20 protein-coding genes are annotated in these 18,616 nt (G+C 33.8%); 3 read left to right on the plus strand and 17 right to left on the minus strand.

Annotated elements, in window-relative coordinates; genetic code table 11:
* The 14 genes from SD960_RS11150 to SD960_RS11215 form a co-directional block, all read right to left on the minus strand.
* A partial coding sequence (locus tag SD960_RS11150) for a helix-turn-helix transcriptional regulator (protein ID WP_318803078.1) occupies positions 1–891 on the minus strand: 891 nt, incomplete at its 3' end.
* A gap of 95 nt (positions 892–986) precedes the next feature.
* Positions 987–1,424 (minus strand): ester cyclase, encoded by a 438-nt coding sequence (locus tag SD960_RS11155; protein ID WP_071637751.1) that lies wholly within the window; start codon positions 1,422–1,424, stop codon positions 987–989.
* A gap of 66 nt (positions 1,425–1,490) precedes the next feature.
* On the minus strand, positions 1,491–2,255 hold the full coding sequence (locus SD960_RS11160) for an SDR family NAD(P)-dependent oxidoreductase (protein ID WP_071637750.1): 765 nt from the start codon (positions 2,253–2,255) through the stop codon (positions 1,491–1,493).
* Positions 2,256–3,025: 770 nt separating this feature from the next.
* Positions 3,026–3,979 (minus strand): hypothetical protein, encoded by a 954-nt coding sequence (locus SD960_RS11165; protein ID WP_318803081.1) that lies wholly within the window; start codon positions 3,977–3,979, stop codon positions 3,026–3,028.
* Between the two features lie 36 nt (positions 3,980–4,015).
* On the minus strand, positions 4,016–4,597 hold the full coding sequence (locus SD960_RS11170; protein ID WP_318803084.1) for a Crp/Fnr family transcriptional regulator: 582 nt from the start codon (positions 4,595–4,597) through the stop codon (positions 4,016–4,018).
* A gap of 149 nt (positions 4,598–4,746) precedes the next feature.
* A complete protein-coding gene (locus tag SD960_RS11175) occupies positions 4,747–5,202 on the minus strand; it encodes a hypothetical protein (protein WP_318803085.1) in 456 nt (151 codons plus the stop codon).
* A gap of 263 nt (positions 5,203–5,465) precedes the next feature.
* Positions 5,466–6,332: an alpha/beta hydrolase gene (locus SD960_RS11180; RefSeq protein WP_318803087.1), complete on the minus strand. Its 867-nt coding sequence runs from the start codon at positions 6,330–6,332 to the stop codon at positions 5,466–5,468.
* A gap of 119 nt (positions 6,333–6,451) precedes the next feature.
* Positions 6,452–7,249 (minus strand): alpha/beta fold hydrolase, encoded by a 798-nt coding sequence (locus SD960_RS11185; RefSeq protein ID WP_318803089.1) that lies wholly within the window; start codon positions 7,247–7,249, stop codon positions 6,452–6,454.
* 24 nt (positions 7,250–7,273) lie between these two features.
* A complete protein-coding gene (locus SD960_RS11190) occupies positions 7,274–8,092 on the minus strand; it encodes an alpha/beta fold hydrolase (protein ID WP_318803090.1) in 819 nt (272 codons plus the stop codon).
* 41 nt (positions 8,093–8,133) lie between these two features.
* Positions 8,134–8,907, minus strand: a complete 774-nt coding sequence (locus tag SD960_RS11195; protein WP_318803092.1) for an alpha/beta hydrolase — start codon at positions 8,905–8,907, stop codon at positions 8,134–8,136.
* 670 nt (positions 8,908–9,577) lie between these two features.
* Positions 9,578–10,492 carry a helix-turn-helix domain-containing protein gene (locus SD960_RS11200; RefSeq protein ID WP_318803094.1) on the minus strand — a complete coding sequence of 305 codons (915 nt, stop codon included), beginning with the start codon at positions 10,490–10,492 and terminating at the stop codon, positions 9,578–9,580.
* 40 nt (positions 10,493–10,532) lie between these two features.
* Entirely contained in the window at positions 10,533–11,366 is an 834-nt protein-coding gene (locus tag SD960_RS11205) for an SDR family NAD(P)-dependent oxidoreductase (RefSeq protein WP_318803096.1), read from the minus strand.
* Between the two features lie 136 nt (positions 11,367–11,502).
* A complete protein-coding gene (locus SD960_RS11210) occupies positions 11,503–12,459 on the minus strand; it encodes an alpha/beta hydrolase (RefSeq protein WP_318803097.1) in 957 nt (318 codons plus the stop codon).
* A gap of 92 nt (positions 12,460–12,551) precedes the next feature.
* A complete protein-coding gene (locus SD960_RS11215) occupies positions 12,552–13,379 on the minus strand; it encodes an SDR family oxidoreductase (protein WP_318803098.1) in 828 nt (275 codons plus the stop codon).
* Between the two features lie 200 nt (positions 13,380–13,579).
* On the opposite strand from SD960_RS11215, the gene SD960_RS11220 reads away from it, so the two are divergent.
* Entirely contained in the window at positions 13,580–13,924 is a 345-nt protein-coding gene (locus tag SD960_RS11220; protein ID WP_318803099.1) for a helix-turn-helix domain-containing protein, read from the plus strand.
* Between the two features lie 344 nt (positions 13,925–14,268).
* On the opposite strand, the gene SD960_RS11225 is transcribed toward SD960_RS11220, so the two are convergent.
* Positions 14,269–14,733, minus strand: coding sequence for a hypothetical protein (locus SD960_RS11225; protein ID WP_318803100.1), 465 nt, complete (start codon positions 14,731–14,733; stop codon positions 14,269–14,271).
* 2 nt (positions 14,734–14,735) lie between these two features.
* Complete coding sequence (locus SD960_RS11230) at positions 14,736–15,692, minus strand: heme-binding domain-containing protein (RefSeq protein ID WP_318803101.1); 957 nt, start codon at positions 15,690–15,692, stop codon at positions 14,736–14,738.
* Positions 15,693–16,003: 311 nt separating this feature from the next.
* Between SD960_RS11230 and SD960_RS11235 the strand changes: the two genes are divergently transcribed.
* Together SD960_RS11235 and SD960_RS11240 are read left to right on the plus strand one after the other, a co-directional pair.
* The gene (locus SD960_RS11235; protein ID WP_318803102.1) at positions 16,004–17,119 is read left to right on the plus strand and encodes a LytTR family transcriptional regulator DNA-binding domain-containing protein; all 1,116 of its coding nucleotides are present in this window, start codon (positions 16,004–16,006) and stop codon (positions 17,117–17,119) included.
* A gap of 178 nt (positions 17,120–17,297) precedes the next feature.
* Positions 17,298–17,843, plus strand: a complete 546-nt coding sequence (locus SD960_RS11240) for a GNAT family N-acetyltransferase (protein ID WP_318803103.1) — start codon at positions 17,298–17,300, stop codon at positions 17,841–17,843.
* A gap of 77 nt (positions 17,844–17,920) precedes the next feature.
* Here SD960_RS11240 and SD960_RS11245 read toward each other — a convergent pair whose 3' ends face one another.
* A complete protein-coding gene (locus SD960_RS11245; RefSeq protein WP_318803104.1) occupies positions 17,921–18,502 on the minus strand; it encodes a Crp/Fnr family transcriptional regulator in 582 nt (193 codons plus the stop codon).
* Positions 18,503–18,616: the final 114 nt, after the last annotated feature.

Consider the following 18,616-nt stretch of genomic DNA (forward strand, 5'->3'; position numbering starts at 1 on the left):
CTTTAAGGGTGTTTCGTTTGTTTTGTTTTTGAACAATTTACTAAAGCTCTGAAGGTGTTCGAATCCCAGCTCATACGCAATTTCACTAATTGACAAACTAGTAGTAGAAAGTTTTTCTTTCGCTTTTTCTATGAGTTTATTGTGAATATGCTGCTGCGTATTCTGACCAGTATGAAGCTTCAGTAAATTGCTTAAATAATCTGAAGAAACATTCATATTATCAGCAACAGTCTGGACAGAAAGAAGATTTCTTTGGTCACGGTTTTTATCATCAAAATAATTATTCAAAAACTCTTCAACTTTTGATAGTATTTGATGACTGCTGATTTTTCTTGTAAGAAATTGGCGACTGTAATATCTGTCGCAATATTTGAGCAGCAATTCTATCTGCGCAATTATTAAATCCTGCGTAAATCTATCAATGTTGATGTGGTATTCTTCTCTTATATTTTCAAAAATATTTACAATGATATTTTCCTCTTTTTCAGAAAGAAATAGTGCTTCATTAATTGAATAATCAAAAAACGTGTAGCTTTTTATGTTTTTCGCTAATGCTGAATTCCATAAAAAGTCTGGGTGAATTTGCAATAAATACCCTGCGCCTTTATGTAATGAATCAGGATCCTGCTCCAGCCGCAAAACCTGCCCCGGTGCTATAAATGACATTATACCTTCGTCAAAATCGTAAACCTGCTGGCCATAATAAAGCTTGGCTCCAATATCCCTTTTTAAAGCAATAGAGTAAAAATCCATCACAATGTTTGTCGTTTTTTCATCATCAGGGAATTTTACCTGTGAATAATCGACCAGGCTTATTAAAGGATGTTCCGGCTTAGGAAGCCCTCTAAAACGATGATAATCTGTGATGTTTTTTATTCTAATAACTTCCATAGTTACAAAATTACATTTTTTTGACACTAGAAATTCAGATGAATTCTTTTAAAAGTATATTCAAAAATTATTATACGCATATGCTATTTGATTTTTTATTCCTGTTTGCTCTGCATCAAAAGACCAAACCAGTCTTCTAAATGCCATGTATGGGTAAGTTTGCCATTTTTCAAATAATGAAATTCATGCAGTGCAATTGTTACTTTCTTATTCGTTGGAGGGATTCCCATAATTTCCTTTATATGCGTAAATTGCAGTGAGGCTCTTACAGCTGCACGCTCGTGGCTGCCAAATATCTCATGAATTACGATTTCTATATCAGGACATAATTCGAACAAAAATTTCATAATTGCCTGCAGTCCTTTTGGGTTATCTTCTTGATGTGGTGCGAGTGGAATATCTTTCCAGTCAGGCATGCAAATTTCGTCTAATACTTCTGGCTTTTTAAGTTTCCATGCTGCATAAAACCTTTCAATGGTATCTATTTCCTGTTTGGAAAGAGCTTTGACTACTCCTTTATCTTCTTTTTCCATTTTATATTCTTTTAATTGTATGTAACATTCAGCTTATCAACTATGATCAACTATTTTTAAGTCTAATTATAGATTTGAACCTCCTGAAATTTCTATTCGCTGAGCATTAATCCACCCGCCGGCATCACTGCATAGAAAGGCTACCACTCCCCCAATGTCCTCGGGTAGTCCAACTCTTCCAAGAGCAGTTTGCGAAGCCAGGTATTGGTTCATTTCTACATTGTCACGTACCGCACCGCCCATAATATCGGTTTCGATAGCACCCGGAGCAATAACATTTACTCTTATGTTTCTTGCACCGAGTTCTTTTGCCTGATATTTTGTCAATGTCTCCATTGCTCCTTTTAGTGCTGCATAAGCTGCAAATCCCGGCGTGGCAAAACGGGTTAGTCCTGAAGAAACATTTACAATTCCTCCGTAAGCTCTTAATAATGGCAATAATTTTTGTGTAAGGAAAAATGGACCTCTAAGATGTACATTTTCCATTTCTGTAAATTGAGCTTCATTGATAGCATCAAAATTTGCATAGTGAATAAACCCTGCATTATTGACCAAAAAATCAATTCCATCTGAGTGGAAGTAATTGGTTATTTCATCTCCAAGATCTTTTCTAAACATATCAAAACTAGAAGAATCTGAGACGTCTAGTTTTATGGCGGCCGCCTTTTGTCCGATATCATGAATTTGTTTTACAACATTTTCTGCTGTTTCTTTTTGAGTGTTATAGGTTAAAACTATATCCAATCCGTTTTTGGCAAGATTGATCGCCATATCTTTTCCAAGACCGCGGCTCCCTCCTGTTACTACTGCAATTTTACTTTGCGATGACATAATGATTATTTTAGTATTATTATGTTTGCAAATTTGCGCAGATACAGGAAAGAAAATTTAGCCAAAACCATAATTTAAGTAGCCAAAACTGGTAAAATGGAATAGCCAACAACTTTAGTGGCAAGAACGACATTCAAATAATGATGGTAAGCTTATTCCTTGAAGCATTCCCAACAACCCAGATAATTTACAAAATTCAGTTTTAAAAAAATCTCGTCAATCCCCAACGAGACATCCAAACCAAAATCATTATGCCATTCAAAGACAGCCCCTACTTCCAGTAAGCCAATCTCTTTAAATCTTCCATAAATTTTGTTGAAATTTGTCCCGTCGGGGTCACCACAGCCAAATGGCGTCAATTGAAGACAATTGACGCCATTTTTTTATTTAAAAAACTATTAATCAATATCTTAGTGGATTTTTTTTTCGTTCCTTTTTTCTAAGAAATAAAAGACATTATAAATTTAAAGTGCGATAACTTCACAGGATTTGAACACTCAGAATGGAAGAGAAATTATGACTATATAATATCCTAAACTATTCTTAATTGATGTTTAATGGCAAATAATGAAATATCATTTAAAAATACTTTATCATTTCACCAGTACTTGAACTTTCTACTGTTAGACATCAATTATTCGTTGTTGCCCAACTGAGGCAAAAAATTGGTTTATTCGCATCTGCTGTTGTATCAATAAACCTGGTCTTAAAAAGAGAAAAGGGTTCTATGAGCACATTTAAGCTCATCCTGCCAAAATAAAAAAACATTATTATTTTTCCAATATGTATATTTTCTTTTGCTCGTAATCCCATACTGTTTTATACTGTTCAAAGAACCTATATCCAAAACATATGTAACTATCTTCTGTAATCTGTATACCTTTTCTAAACGGTGTTGTTTGTTCCATAGTAATTGGATAAATTCCCTTTATTGCAGTTTTAAAAGTACCGTCAATTTTTACATCGCTGACGTTAACCTGCTCATCGCCGTGACCGTCTAATCCCATATATCTGACAAGAGATTTTGCTATTAGAATCTTTTTAGCGCTGTCTTCTAATTGTATTAATCCATACTGTCCGGTATCAAATGATCCCAAGAGTTCAATGTTTCCTATTTTAACTTTTACCAAAGGATGATTAGGAAGTCTCCTTGTTTCAAAATTAATGATACCCAGCACCTTCTCGTCTTTCAAAAAATCATTTGAGGATTTATGCTGCTCCGTATTTTTATAAAAAGTGATTTTCCTTTTTACATAATCTAGTTTGAAGGTGTATCCCTTAAAAAACTCATATCCTATATAGCCTATACAGTCAGGAGTGATATTATTTTGCAGAAAATCATAATTGGCGCTGGAAATATTAAGTAAATTATGATACGTTAAGCCGTTCTTAAATTTAACTTCTACAATGGTGTCATTGATATTATCCGTAAAAGTCTGCCCGCTGCCAACAATCCCTGTACCTTTTTTTTTCTTATTTGGCAAGTTCACAGCATTGTCATTAATCTTAATCGATCCATTAAGGCCAGTATCGAACATAAACTTTCCTTTTACGCCATTTACTTCAACAGATACAAAAGGAAATGCGTCAACCAAAGTAATAGGAAAGACAATAGTGTCTCCATGCAATATTGGAATGTTTTCAAATACCTGATTTGAAGATTGTTGCGCTGCAGCGTAAAAGTGCAGGCAGCATAGCAAAAGGACAAAAATGATTTTTTTCATTAGTTATATTATTGTGTATGATGAGGGAAATTTGATTTATTTTTTTGAAAATTCGCGTCTAATTCTACTTAATGATGTATCGGTAACATTTAGATAAGAAGCTATTTGTTTAAGCTGAGCAAATTGAAATACTTCTTTATTGGTCGTAATAAGATTCTCGTATCTGGCTTCACCACTAAGATTAATTAATTCCAAAGCACGTTTTTTAAACATCATATATTCTTTAGCCAGCATTTTTACCCCATAAGCCCTAAACTCCGGAACTGTATGCAGCAATGCGTTTAATTGATCATAACTGATAACAAAACCTCGGCAATCTGTAACTGCTTGTATATTCTCAGATGATTTGGTTTTTAAATAAAAAGACGACACTTCAAATACCACACTATCCTTTTGATAGAAATTTGTAGTGATTTCATTTCCATCAATATCATGTGTAAACGCTCTCATAAAACCGCTCTGCAAAAAGAAATAATGCTCGTTTATTTTTCCTTCTCTAAGAAAAAATTCGTTTTTTTCAATAGTAATCTCTTCAAAGAATTCTACCACTTCATCTAAAGTACGGTCTGGAAATGGTAAATTTTTTATGATGTAATTTTTTAGTCCTTGTTTGTCCATTGGTTTATTTGTTAATATTATACGCAACAGCTTCTTTTCAAGACCGTTGCAGGTCAAAAATAATCAATTACGTAATAATTAGTTAAAACACAATCTCAAATCACCTGAAAAAAAAGACACTATTAAAGGACAAATGAGAGACATTTTTCCTAAATATTTGATAGATAATAGTATAAAGTTATATCATTAGGAAGTTTTATCTTGGAAATAATTCTCTCTTTTCTCTTTTTACTTGCATATATTGTTATACTCAACAGATTTGAAATCTCTTTAGTCGTTAAATTCATATAGATATAGGCAATGTAACGCATATCATTTGAGGTTAATGAAGGATGTAATTTTCGAAGTCTTGCCAGAAAACCGGGATTTACTTCTTCAAAATGAAAAACAAATGTTTCCCATTCATTATCGCTTTTTAAATAATCTTTTAAATGTTGAATATGTATATCCAAAGTAGAGACTTTCGAAAGTTTTGGTATATTTTCTATAGACATAATCAAATTATTGATAAGCTGATTTCTACCCGAAAGATATAATGCTCTGGCAGAAAGTTTCCTGTTTCTTAATTCAATTTCTTCGTGAAGCAGTTTCCGTTCACTATTCATTTCACTAATTTGCCTTTCCAGTTCTAAGTTTCTTCTTTGTGCTATTAGCTTTTTTTGCCTTTGTATCAAGGTCAGAAGCGTAAAAATGAGCAGAAATATTATATTTATTGAATAACAAAATTTATGTTCTTTTTGGAATTGCATAAACCAATCGTTTATTGTTTTTTTTTAAACCGATTACTGCTGCTATTTCTTCTACCATCATCTCAAACAATAGTCCAGCAACCGGTTTTCTTTTATAAATTATATATTTCAATTTGATCTTAATTCAATAAGAATGAATTTACTTCTTGAGAAAAATCTTTAGAATACTGAAAAATCCCGCCATGACCTGAATCACTCCAAAGTACTAATTTTGCATTCGGAATATTTTGAAGCATTACATAAGAATTGATCGAATCGACCATATTATCTTGATTTCCATTAACAATAAGCACAGGCTGCTTAATAGCTTTAAGCTGTGTGTTGTTTTCATCTGTTGCTAAACCATAGTTTATAATAGCTTTCGCCTGACTTGCAATTGTATCCTGACTCGTTGGTGAATCTCTGTCTACTTTTCTTTCAGATAATCTTTCTAAGAAAGATTCACCCGCTTTGATACTGCTTGGTGTTTTGCTAAAAAAAAGGTTAATCAATACTCTGTCTGGTCCATCAACAAAAGCTTTTTCTAAATGCGACTCTAGTTGTGCAATCGCTTTTCCTCCTATTGATCCTGTGCCTGCCAATATAAGTTTATTCACCAATTCCGGATAATTTGCAGCTATCTCCTGTCCTATAAAACCGCCAAGAGAAAAACCTAAAATATTAACCTTATTGTAACCTAAAGCACGGATAAAATCTACAGCATCCTGTGCCATCTCCGTTACATTTTCAGGAGTAACTCCGTTTGAACTTCCAACTCCTCTGTTGTTAAATAATATTACGGGATAGTTATTAGCAATTGCATTTGTAACTTCAGGATCCCAATTATCCATGTTTCCGGTGAAGTGTTGTAAAAAGATAACTGGTATGCCTTCTTTCTTTCCAAAAGAGCGGTAAGTAAAATCGGCTCCATTTACGTTGATAGATTTTGTCGGCGCTGTTTTATGGGTAAATTCATCCAATGCTAAAATATTTTCTTTTGTTTCCATTTGTTTTTAGATATTATTTATAATTGAGATAAGAACCACTATTTGTCGCTGAAAGCTTAATTCAAGTTTGTTATTGACTAACAATGATTCTTACCTGTGCTATTTAATTTAAACTAGATTTATTTTGTTTCTACAGCAATGATTTGAGCCAAAACATGCGGGAACATTATAAAAGGCGTGTGGCTTGACGGAAGAGCATATAATCTTTCGATCCCTGCATCTTTTGTCATTTTTTGCTGCAATGAATAACCTATTGTATGGTCATTTAAAGTGTAAACAAATACTTTACTGATTTTTCCAAATCTGCTCTCAGTCAAAGTTACCGGAGTCGCTAAAGGAGCTAATGGTTCTGGTTTTAAATTGTTGCTTACATAATCAGCAACTTGCTTAGGAGCATCGGCAAGGAAAACATCAGCAATACCTTCTTTTTTTATAATTGCAATTCCTGCTTTCTCATCTACAATAAGATTTTTTCCAACATGGCTCTCTCCATCAGTTTGCGCAAGAGACAATAAGCTTTCTCCATTTTTGGGTACGTAAGCAGCAATGTAAACTACCTTTTTTATCTGTGGCGCAATGTCTTCTGCAACCTGACTTGCCACAATTCCGCCAAAACTATGTGCAACAAGCACTACATTTTGTTTGTTTCCGATGGCTTTTTTAACCTCTTCAACATAAAGCTTTAAACTAATAGTTGAAATTGCTGTATTATCGCTTCCATGGCCCGGCAAGTTAACAGAAATAACGGAGTTTCCACCTGCAATTAAATCTTCTGAAACATGCTGCCAATCATTTGATGATGACCATGCACCGTGGATGATTACAATTGTGTTTTCGTTTTTAGCTTTGTTCGTTTGCGATGAAGCTGTAATAGTTGTAAGCAATAGCATTGCTATTAATAAAATTGAATTTTTCATGATATATTTATTAATTGTTATTATTTAGTTGGCTCCTATTTTTGTCAATATTGATGACAACTCGTCGGGCTGTGAAAGAAATGGGCTATGTCCTGTATTTATTTGATATAGAGATTCAACTTTACCTGTGGCAATCATTTTGTTTTGTAAATACGGCGACACAACATGATCCTGTAAAGTTTTGATGTAGACTTTTTTAACTGATCCAAAATTTTGCTCAGTAAGCGTTACAGGATTAATAAATGGAGTTAAAGGCTCTGTTCTATAGTTCTTTACTACAAGGTTTTGAATTTCCGGAGTGCCGTCCTGAATAAATAGATTAACAATCTGGTCCGGTTTTACATCTACAATACCTTGATCATAATTAAAAATTAGATTGCCTGTAACCCCAAGCTGAGAATCGGGATCCATATGTGCCAGATTATCTAATGTTTGGCCTGAAAGTGGTAAATAAGCAGCGACATAAACCAGTTTTTCAATTTTAGAAGGGATCGCTTCTGCAACCGAAGAAATTATCATACCGCCAAGACTATGACCTACTAAAATAACTTTCCCATCGATTTTTGAAAGTGCGTCTATTACCTTTTCTTTATAAAGATCTAGTGTTATTGTACCTGGAGAAGTATTATCATTACCATGGCCTGGTAACTCAACAACGATTACTTTATTGCCTTTTTTTTCAAGGTTAGCTTTTACTCCCTTCCACACAAAGGAAGCTTGCCATGCTCCATGAACAAGGACATAATTTTTAGGATTTTCAGGCTGATTATCATCATTTGAACAAGATGTTAAGATAAAAATACAGGCTATAACAAAAAGTTGAATCAATTTTAATTTTTTCATGATTGTAATATTAAAGTGTTATTTATTTTGTGAAATGTGTTTTACTTAGATTCCAGAGTTATAATTGCTGATAGTATTTGAGGAAATACTATAAATGGTGTGTGGCTTGAAGGAAGTGAGTAAGTTCTTAAGATCCCTGCATCTTCAACCATTTTTTGTTGAAGTGAATAACCAATAGTATGGTCATTTTGACTGTGAACATAAACCTTATTAATTTTGCCGAAATTAGCTTCAGTTAATGTAACTGGAGTAGATAAGGGGGCCAAAGGTTCAGGTCGCAGGTTATTAGTTACATATTCTGCTACTGGTTTTGGCGCATCAGCTAAAAAGACATCTGTTATTGATTCTTTAGTTATAGAGGCAACTCCCGCTTGCTCATCTACAATAAGATTTTTACCTACATGACTCTCTGAATCAGTTTGTGCAAGTGACAATAAACTGTCTCCATTTTGAGGAACAAAAGCGGAAATATAAATTAGTTTTTTGATCTGCGGAGCAATCAGCTCCGCTACTTCACTTACCACAATTCCACCAAAACTGTGCCCCACAAGCGTAACGTCTGTTGTGCTGCCAATAGCTTTTAAAACTTCGTATACATAAAGTTGTAAACTAATATTTGATACGGGTGTTTGGTCAGTTCCATGACCAGGAAGATTTACAATAATTAGATTGTTTTCTCTAGAGTTAAGATGACCCGCAACATGATGCCAGTCATTAGCAGATGACCATGCTCCATGAACAATTACAATTGTGTTTTTACTGTTTGATGATGAAGAATTTAATTCGTTCTGTGTGTTTGTTTTTTCGTTTTCCATAATATTATTTGTTTAATACTATGCAAAGAAAGAGTGAATAAAACCTGTGGCACTTGTCTTGTGACAAGTAATGAAATTTTATTACTTTTTGATTTATAATCTGTCAATCGTAATGTTTGGAAGTGCTGTTAAATGTCTTTGATAACAAGACATTGTATTTGGGTAGTTATCTTTTTTTACCATAATTACTTTTTAGAAAAAAATAATCTTCAGTTCTTTTTTGTATTAATACATCTGATTGCATAATGGAATGAATGCCTCTTTTGCCACAAAGCCTTAAGGCTGTCTATAAAAGATCTAATAACTTTTTTCTTAAGCTTGATTTGTGAAATCATAAAGATTTTTCCATCAATCCCAACAGGACATCCAAACCACATTCATAATGCCAATGAAAGACAGCTACTAAATGTAGTAAGCCAATTTCTTTAAATCTTCGATAAAATTTATAGAAATTTGTCCGGTAGAGGTCACCACAAAGCCAAATGGCGCCAATTGAAGATAATTGGCGCCATTTTTAATTAAAAAACTTATTAAACATTATATTAGCTTATTTTTTGTTTTCGTTTTTCATTAATGCATCTTATTGCACATAAACATCTCCTAATTGAAGAAATTTATATCGTCTGCATTTTTCGCGCAATATTAACAAATGGTAAATTCATTATTACAACTAATTAAAGGATTGACGGAATTCCAAAGGTGTTAAACCTGTTTTATTTTTAAATAGTTTGCTAAATGACTGTTGATACTCGAACCCCAGTTCATAGGCGATCTCGCCAACACTCAAATTTGTAGAGGTCAAAATATGTTTAGCCTTCTCAATTATTTTCTTCTGAATGTGCTGTTGTGTGCTTAATGCTGTGAGACTTCTAAGCATATCTGTTAAATAATTAGCAGACATATTCAGTTCGCCGGAAAAGTATTGGACAGTAGGTATCCCCTTTAAAGGAAGGTTCCCTCCTTCAAAATAATCTGTTATCAATTTTTCAAAATTGATTAATAATTCGCTATTTGCCGTTCTCCTTGTTATAAACTGCCTATTGTAGAAACGGTTGCAATAATTCAGCAGCAGTTCAATTTGTGAAATAAGGATGTCCTGGCTGTAGATATCTATTCTTGAACTGTATTCCTTTCGAATAGTGTCCATTACCTCTTCAATAATTTTTGCTTCTTTGTCAGAGAGATGCAAAGCCTCATTTACAGCATAAGAAAAGAATCCAAACTGACTAATCTTTGATGCCAGCGGATAGGTTCTTATAAAATCAGGATGTATCAACATTGTCCAGCCCTGTAGGTTGACATTATCTGCGAGTTCAGAAACAATTACCTGATTAGGTCCATGAAACACCATTGCCCCTTCCTGAAAATCATAGTAATGCTGTCCATACTTCATCGTACCTGCATAATTTACTTTTCTGCTTATCGTATAGAAATCGTAAGTTTTATTTTTTAACTTTTCGTCAGTATAATTCTTAATGTTTTCATGGCTGATCAAACTGATTAAAGGATGCTGAGGCTTCTCAACCCCCAACAAGGCATGATATTCCGATATTGATTTTATATTGTACGGTTTCTCTGTTTTCATGTTAACTCATTTTTATTGAACACAATTTAGTCCTGTTAATTTACTCGAAATTTGTGGATAATGATATCTTTTTGAAGGCCTCGAATTCTTCCAGGTCCTGTGCTCTTTTATCCATAATCATTTTAAAGCTGTCCGGACCCAAGATTAAATGAACTGGAGGGTTCTCCATGTTTGCCAGATTTACCAATTCTAAAGCCAATTTTTGTGGGTCTCCAGGCTGTTTTCCGGCTCTTTCTGCATAACTCCTATATGTATCTGCACTTTCATACTCAGCAATGGGGGTTTTCGCATAATTCAAAGAGCCCTCATCTAAAAAATTAGTCCTGAATGAACCAGGTAATACTACTGTGGGTTTGATATTAAGATGTTTGGCCTCAAGAGCCAATGCCTCAGTTAGACCAACTATCGCAAATTTAGATGCTACATAACTGCCGATATTGAGACCGGCAATATAACCTGCGGCAGAGGCAATGTTTATAACGCGTCCTGATCGCTGTTTTCTGAATTGTGCCATCGAAGCCCTGATGACATTTACCGTTCCGAATAAATTTATATCTAAAGCTTTTCTGAATTCTTCATCTGTCAATTCTTCCAAACTGCCAATAAATGAAAATCCTGCATTATTAACAGCAACATCTAATCCGCCAAAATATTGAACTGTTTGATTAATTGCTAATTTAACATCCCGGCTATTTGTAATATCTAATTCGATTGGAAGAAAAAGATCATTTTCTAAACCAACATTTGATTTTAACAAACCTAAATTTCTTGATGTTGCAGCAACTTTATGGCCTGTATTTAATAATAATTTTGTCAGCAGTAACCCCATTCCCTTTGAAGCCCCTGTAACAAACCAGATTTTTTGATTACTCATAATTTTTATTTAAATGATCCTTCTTAATTCAAATCATATCCTTGATTGATTATAGATTGGTTGAAAAGTTAATGATTTGACACCATATGAAAACAGCAGGAATGTCTTATTCAGGCAATCCTGCTGCTGTACTTAATTAATACTTTTTAAAAAACTCGTCAACGTTGTCTAATGCAGGATCGAGAAATTTGTCAATATCATACAAATCCATGTGTGATGCACCTTCAATTACCACCCATTGCTTTTCTCCAGCTGCCATTTCATATACCTCTTTATCCATGTCATGTGTAAATGCTTCACTCCCTGCAATAACTAAAAATGGGGTAGTAAAATATTTTGCCTGATTCACAAATACCCTTGCCGGATCAACAGGCAGACCTACAGTAGGATAATTAGGCGTATAGTTTGCATATTTATCCTGCCCGGCTCTAAGGAAATAATAGCCATATGCATCTTTCATTGCTTTTGACGCACTATCTGGCGGAGGCAAAGGCATTCCGCCAAACATAGATGCAGTTTCGTATTCTCCTGTTTCATAATATTTCTGTTTGGCTTCTGCAGCTGTTTGAAGCATTTTATCAAGCAGTTCTTTTGGATAAGCTCCAAATAAGCTGGCAGCCGCGTCAAAATTACCCACCAGCGTTGCCACTGCTTTTATGCGGGCATCACCAATAGCTACATTGCAGATGTATGGGGCACCGGCACATGCACCCAATCCATAAAATTTTTCCCTGTCAACAAACTTAAAAGTTCTTAAAAAACTTATTGCATCTGTCGTATTGGGAATCATATTGTGCATCGATTCATAGTTTCTGATTTCTCCCTCACTGTCTCCAAAATTTTTCGGATCGAAGACCAAAAACACATACCCCTTGGCAGCAAGTTTATCACCATAAACTGCGCCAGTTTGTTCTTTAACTTGTGTACCTACACGTGTGTACATGATAGTTGGATACTTCTTCTCGCTATCAAATCCTTTTGGTAAATACAGATCTCCTGCCAGTTTATAACCCTGGCTCATAAAATAAACCCTATTTTTCCCTTCCTGTACCTGGTGATAATCCACAGTCAGTACTTTTTGATGATTGCTCATAAGACTTGTTTTTAAATTATAAGACAAAGTTGGGGCTTTTAAGAAACCTGTTTGTATCCAAGTCTCTTAGGATTGTATTCAGATACAGGATTTTAATCAAAATTTGTAGAAAAACTCAACTCTTTATTTTGTTCAAGATTTTCAAGCTGGGATTTGTAATATTTGACAGCTCTTTCATACGCATCTCCTCCCATAACCAAATGCAGAGGCGCATTTTCCTTTTCTGCAGTATCAATTAAAATCTTAACCAGTTTCTGAGGGTTTCCCGGCTGATGTCCGTTATATTGATTCATGGCATCAACAAGATGTTGTGTACCATATGCTTCAATCCTGTTTTGGGCTACCGGAAATGCACCCAGAAAATTGGTTCTAAAAAGACCTGGCGATACAATAGTTACTTTCACATTGAATGGTTTTGCTTCCTTCGCCAATGCTTCAGAAAATGCTATTACAGCCGATTTAACAGCATTATACGTTCCTGCATTTGCATCGGCAGAATAGCCAGCAGAAGATGAAAAATTAAAAAAATGTCCACTCTGCTGCTTGCGGAAATAAGGCATTACATTTCTGATTACATTTTGGAACGCAAACACATTCACCTCCATGGATTCCGTAAACTCTTTTGCAGAAACTTCTTCCAGAGCTCCCAGAAGCATATAACCAGCATTGTTCACCGCAACATCAATTTTTCCAAATGTTTTTACTGTTTCTTCGATTGCTGACTTTACCTCGTTATCTTTGGTAATATCAACAGTGAGTGCCAGCAGGTTTGGATTCTTGCCGGTTTTCTCTTCAATACTTCTTTTATTTCGGGAAGTTGCTGCAACTTTATATCCTCCTGCTAATAATTGTTTTGTCAATGTTAATCCAAAACCATTGGAGGCACCGGTGATAAACCATACTTTGTTATTTGTTTCCATTTTTTATTGTTTTTAAAAATTTATATTATTCAGAAATTATTTTATTTCAATTCTCCTGACACAAATATGAAGCTATCGTGATAAATTCCGCCTGATCACTTGCAGAAAACACTTTGTCATTTTTGATTAATTTAAATTGAAAGTCAAAATTATCAATAAATAGATATACATTTGATACCTGTATACAAAAGGATACTTAAATGAGTAAAATAGAAGAATGGAATTTTGAGGATAAAATCAAATTCGTACAAGACACACAATATGTAATTGGAGGTAAATGGAAACTGCCTATAATCATTTCCATATATCATCGAAACAAAAGATTCAATGAAATTTTGTCATCGATTCCCAAAATAACCAATCGTGTACTCTCGAAAGAATTAAGGCATTTGGAAGAAAATGAAATGATTGTTCGAAAAGTTTACGATGATTATCCGGCAAGAATAGAATATACTCTTACTGAATATTGCCACAGCATAAGTGACGTATTGCAATCAATGGAGAAATGGGGAAAGCAGCACAGAGAGAGAATTAAGAAAAAATAATTTTCTATATTTCTTCTTTGAATTGAGCTAAAAAGCTTAGTATAGTTCCATATAACATAATACCATAGGCTGCTGTTCATGAATCAGTCCGTACGTGCTTTGGTACTCCGTGAGACGTTTTTAGTTTACTTAAATCCTCGGGAACATATTTATCCCTGACAACTTGAGATATACACATATTTCCGAGGGAAGCTGTAATACATTTTTAAAAGAAGCTTAATTGCGTTAACCTCGGATATACACAACAGATCAATAGACTAAAAGTTATTTTTTTAATAAATCAATCTCTCTTTTTCTTGGTACATCCACTAACAGCAGATAAGGTCTTAAATTTAATATTTTTATTACGGAGTTACGTTCATTTTTTGTTGAAGCAGAACCTGAATACGACGCCTATTATCAATGGAATCTTCTTTTACCTGCGTACCGTTTCCTGTAATTTTTTGATATTCAATCGTTTCTTTTGACTCGATAATTTCAAAAGAAAGCAGCTTTCCGGGAATATAAGCTCCAAACCAATTCGGATCCGGCTGTTGACTCCAGGTAATCCACACAAATTTTTCACCTCTCTGCATATTTAGACTGTTTGTTTTTATCCTATCAACTGCTTTTTGATTTCCATACAGTAAAGAAGTTGTATGACTTTTTGTGTTGATAGAAGAATTAATCACTTTTAAGCCCGAAACTTTATTCATTAGTGCCTCTGGAAGTGATGCGTCTTTATTAATACCTTTCTCACCTGAATCTTTTGAACAGGAAAAAACGGTAAATAAAAAAAGAAGTGTCGCAAAATAAATTATTGTTTTCATATCTATTGTCTAATTGGAAGTGTGAATACATGATCGTTTTTTTCCATTGGCTGATGGCAGCGCATGCATTCGATTGTAAAATCGGCACTTTTGCCATAAGGTACCAGCTGCGGAGTTTTAAACCGGGCGAATCCCCAGCCGTTTGTTTCCTTATATTTCTTATGATCTTTAATCATAAACTCAACTTGCTTAAAAGCCCCCTGAGAAATATTTCCCTCACTATCTTCGATTTCATCGTATGCGGCCTTAGCTAAAATAGAGCCATCAGGCCATGGGTTTATCTGCTTATTTTTGATGGCCTTTACAGCAATATCATTTCCATAAATAATCCGCATCGTTCCATTATCAACACGCTGGGTTGTACTCACAACAGCCCAGTTTTTATAATCGGGTATATAGGAGATTCCGTTAAGTGTTTTTGGAACTGTAACTGCAGGTTCTGCTTTTTTTAGTTCCCCAGACTGATTCTTCAATGCTTTTATCTTTGAGGTATCCTCCGGCACATTGTTTACCCTAAGATTCCATATATAATCCTTTAACACTTTAATATCATGCCCGGAAAGCTTTGCTTTGGGATGCGCCAGAGTGTAACTGCTCAGGGGCATGGCACCAAGAGTGACCTGATTTACAGATTCCCATAATTTTGCCTTTTGATCTGCCGACGATAATTGATCCCACGTAGAAAAATTCAATCCACTTCTACCGTCCTCAACATGCTGGGCAACCAGCCAGTAAGCCGGGGTTATTTTATCATACCAGCTTAGCTTGGTTTCATTAGAGTGACAATCATAGCAGGAGTTTTTTAAAATTACCTGTACTTCATGAGGCACTTTTAAATCTCCGGTAACCGGAGGATTTATAATAACCGGGCGCACAAACTGCATTCCGGCGAGGATGATCAACAAGATTGCTAAAGGAATTACAATTATTTTTCTTTTATACCATTTTTGCTTTTTCATAGGGTTGTTTTTTATAAATTTTTAATAACAGCTCTAAAGTCAAATTCAATCGAAACTCGTAAAAGATTCAAATCAGATAAAAAATTTGACTTTTAAAATTCATACTGCAAATAAAGGCCACAGCTCCTGTTGGATTCAAAAAAAATAACGCGAAAGGGAAAAAATGAACTTAAAAGGGAAAAATTAAAAGTCAATAGAACTATTAAATTTACACACAATTCTTTTTCTAAAATTAAAAATTTCTTCTAACAGACAATTATCAATTTAAAAGATATTATTAATTAAATTTGGCTTTTTAATTGAAAAACTTCATGAGAAAAGACAAACTTTATCTTTTTACCTTTTTATCATTACTCGTTGTTGTTTACATCTGCGGTTACTTCAGTATGAATTATTTAGTGGACTTAAGTTCTCAGCAGTTTTTAAAAATCCAGATTGAGTCCAGTAAAAGAGAAGCCAAAGAAATGGCAAATCTGATTTCTTATCAGGCGCAGCAAAACAGTGACAAGCAGGCCATTATTAATAATGTTCAGCGAAGCATCGAAAAAACCGATACACAGACAGGGTTTATTTGTATGTTTGATCAGACGGGAAAAGAAATATGTCATCCAAACCCGGAAAAAATCGGACGGATGACTGGTCCTGATGAGTCTTTTATTTCCAATATTCATAGCGAAGTGAATCCTGAGGATTTTTATTCTTATTTGAAAAATAAAACAGAAGGCGGTGGCCTTAGAAACTTTAATGACCAAAAAAGAGAATCTGAAATTATCTATTTGTATCCTGTAAAAGATACGGACTGGATTGTTGCCTCTCATGCTAATTTGAAAAATATTAATGAGCAGGTTCAAAATCTGAAATTTTACTTTATCCTGGTATATCTTACCACCGGAACTTTAATTGTACTGCTTTCTTTTTTTATGATACGCCTTTTCGGAAGCCGCTATGAAAGAAAACTCGAACTGAAAAATGAAACGCTTTTTAATGAAGTTTTAGGCTTATCAAAACTCAATTCTGATCTGACGAGCTATAAAATAAAATTGGATGTAAATGAAAATACAAATAATCAAAATGTTTCAATTTTACCCAATAAAAAAAGGATTTTAACCAATTTAAAAAACGAGATTGTTACCCTTGAAATTGAGCATATTGCCTATATCTATATGGAAAATACAATTACTTATGTCAAAGATGTAAACGGAAAAATATCGACAAGTAACAATAGTCTTGAAGAAATTTATGCCGATCTGGATAATACTGTTTTTTTTAGGGCCAACAGACAATTTATTCTGTCTATAAAATCAATAGATAAAATACTTAAATACGGTAATAATCAGCTAAAAATTGAAGTAATCCCAAAATCAGCAATTGATGTTATTATAAGCAAAAATAAAGCAGCTGAGTTTAAATCCTGGCTCAATAGATAGCAAAAAAATATTTCACTTCTAATAAAATATCGCTCTAATTTGTTGCGGTTGCCGCACGGATTCAGTTTAACTTTAACGAAGTTAGTATATGATTTTATTTATCATTTCTTCTTGATATTTATTTACATTTATTCTTTTCATTACTAATAGAAATTTACATTTAAAAAAAATATTTACTATGATTAAAGAACCTAGATATAAAATTTGCTCCGAGAGCGATATTCCACAAATTTTGAAAATATACAAACAATCATATATAGAACATTACCTCTATTTGTGGACTGATAATGGCGAAAGCTACATGAAAACTAATTTCACACAAGAAAAAATAGTATCAGAAATGAATAAAGATGATACCCAATTTTTTCTCATTTACGATGAGGAATTACCTGTCGGTGTATTAAAAATTAACAACAATAAAGATATAGACAAAACAAGCAATACAGACTATTTAGAAATTGAGAGAATCTATTTTCTAAAAGAGGCGGCTGGAAAAGGTTTAGGAAAATCTACCATTAAAATGATTGAGCATTTAGCCACAAATGAAAATAAAAAAGCTATATGGTTAAAAGCAATGGAAGATGCCGATGCTGCAAAATTTTACGAAAAACTAGGCTTTGTAGTTATTGAACAATTTGATTTTTCTTATCCAAATATTAAAGATGAGTTTAAGAGAATGGTTCTTATGCAATTGCTCTTAAAAAGAACTGGCATTGATGATTGACAATCTAATATTAATTCGTTCTAATCCCGTAAATTGATTTCTTCGTTTTTTTCATCATCCTTCTAATTGGTGACTATTTACTTCATATTCCTTCGAATCCTGCTTAGAGATTGTGGTGTTATTTCAAGATATGCTGCAATATCACTTAGCGATACACGAGATGCAATATCGGGCTGCTGCTCCATGAATTTTCGATATTTGGTTGTTGAATCCTGTCCCAGATAACTATTGCGGATCAGAATCTTGTCTAAAAGAGTTTGTTGAATAGTTTGTGCTATAATTGATTCAATGGCAGGAATCTTTACATATAGTACTTCCAATTGTTTTTTTGAAATTCTAAAAACCCGGGTATTACAAGCTGCCTGAATGCTTTCTGTAGCAACTGTCGCATTCTTAAAATTATTTAAAATGGTGCAAAATTGATTTTCTTTTAAAAAGAAGTGGGTAACATTATTACCTTTTTCATTTTGCACTAAAATTCTGAGCACACCCGAACTGATAAAGAATAATTCATCTGGTACATGCCCACAATAAAAAAGATAATCTCCTTCCTTATGGCTGCTTTCCATAAAATATTCTGAAATTAATTCTTTCTCTTTTTCGTCAAATATATGATATTGCTGTAAAAAAGAAATGAGGTTATTAGTGATGACAGGCATGTTGTTACCAATTAGTAAGTATTCAAAATTATAAATTAATTTTGAATAATACCTGACAAAAAACCAGCTTCATTTTTACCATTTGTTAAGTGTCACAAGTTTTATTTTCAGGAG

This window comes from Flavobacterium sp. MMLR14_040 (assembly GCF_033657265.1).
In the GTDB taxonomy this organism is placed as follows: Bacteria; Bacteroidota; Bacteroidia; order Flavobacteriales; family Flavobacteriaceae; genus Flavobacterium.

Bases quoted from the DNA above. Each gene is read 5' to 3' on its own strand.
- SD960_RS11235 (WP_318803102.1), top strand. From the start codon at position 16,004: ATGAGAAAAGACAAACTTTATCTTTTTACCTTTTTATCATTACTCGTT.
- SD960_RS11205 (WP_318803096.1), bottom strand. From the start codon at position 11,366: ATGAGTAATCAAAAAATCTGGTTTGTTACAGGGGCTTCAAAGGGAATG.
- SD960_RS11175 (WP_318803085.1), bottom strand. From the start codon at position 5,202: ATGAATAGTGAACGGAAACTGCTTCACGAAGAAATTGAATTAAGAAAC.
- SD960_RS11165 (WP_318803081.1), bottom strand. From the start codon at position 3,979: ATGAAAAAAATCATTTTTGTCCTTTTGCTATGCTGCCTGCACTTTTAC.
- SD960_RS11220 (WP_318803099.1), top strand. From the start codon at position 13,580: ATGAGTAAAATAGAAGAATGGAATTTTGAGGATAAAATCAAATTCGTA.
- SD960_RS11240 (WP_318803103.1), top strand. From the start codon at position 17,298: ATGATTAAAGAACCTAGATATAAAATTTGCTCCGAGAGCGATATTCCA.
- SD960_RS11225 (WP_318803100.1), bottom strand. From the start codon at position 14,733: ATGAAAACAATAATTTATTTTGCGACACTTCTTTTTTTATTTACCGTT.
- SD960_RS11210 (WP_318803097.1), bottom strand. From the start codon at position 12,459: ATGAGCAATCATCAAAAAGTACTGACTGTGGATTATCACCAGGTACAG.
- SD960_RS11230 (WP_318803101.1), bottom strand. From the start codon at position 15,692: ATGAAAAAGCAAAAATGGTATAAAAGAAAAATAATTGTAATTCCTTTA.
- SD960_RS11185 (WP_318803089.1), bottom strand. From the start codon at position 7,249: ATGAAAAATTCAATTTTATTAATAGCAATGCTATTGCTTACAACTATT.
- SD960_RS11160 (WP_071637750.1), bottom strand. From the start codon at position 2,255: ATGTCATCGCAAAGTAAAATTGCAGTAGTAACAGGAGGGAGCCGCGGT.
- SD960_RS11170 (WP_318803084.1), bottom strand. From the start codon at position 4,597: ATGGACAAACAAGGACTAAAAAATTACATCATAAAAAATTTACCATTT.
- SD960_RS11155 (WP_071637751.1), bottom strand. From the start codon at position 1,424: ATGGAAAAAGAAGATAAAGGAGTAGTCAAAGCTCTTTCCAAACAGGAA.
- SD960_RS11245 (WP_318803104.1), bottom strand. From the start codon at position 18,502: ATGCCTGTCATCACTAATAACCTCATTTCTTTTTTACAGCAATATCAT.
- SD960_RS11200 (WP_318803094.1), bottom strand. From the start codon at position 10,492: ATGAAAACAGAGAAACCGTACAATATAAAATCAATATCGGAATATCAT.
- SD960_RS11195 (WP_318803092.1), bottom strand. From the start codon at position 8,907: ATGGAAAACGAAAAAACAAACACACAGAACGAATTAAATTCTTCATCA.
- SD960_RS11180 (WP_318803087.1), bottom strand. From the start codon at position 6,332: ATGGAAACAAAAGAAAATATTTTAGCATTGGATGAATTTACCCATAAA.
- SD960_RS11190 (WP_318803090.1), bottom strand. From the start codon at position 8,092: ATGAAAAAATTAAAATTGATTCAACTTTTTGTTATAGCCTGTATTTTT.
- SD960_RS11215 (WP_318803098.1), bottom strand. From the start codon at position 13,379: ATGGAAACAAATAACAAAGTATGGTTTATCACCGGTGCCTCCAATGGT.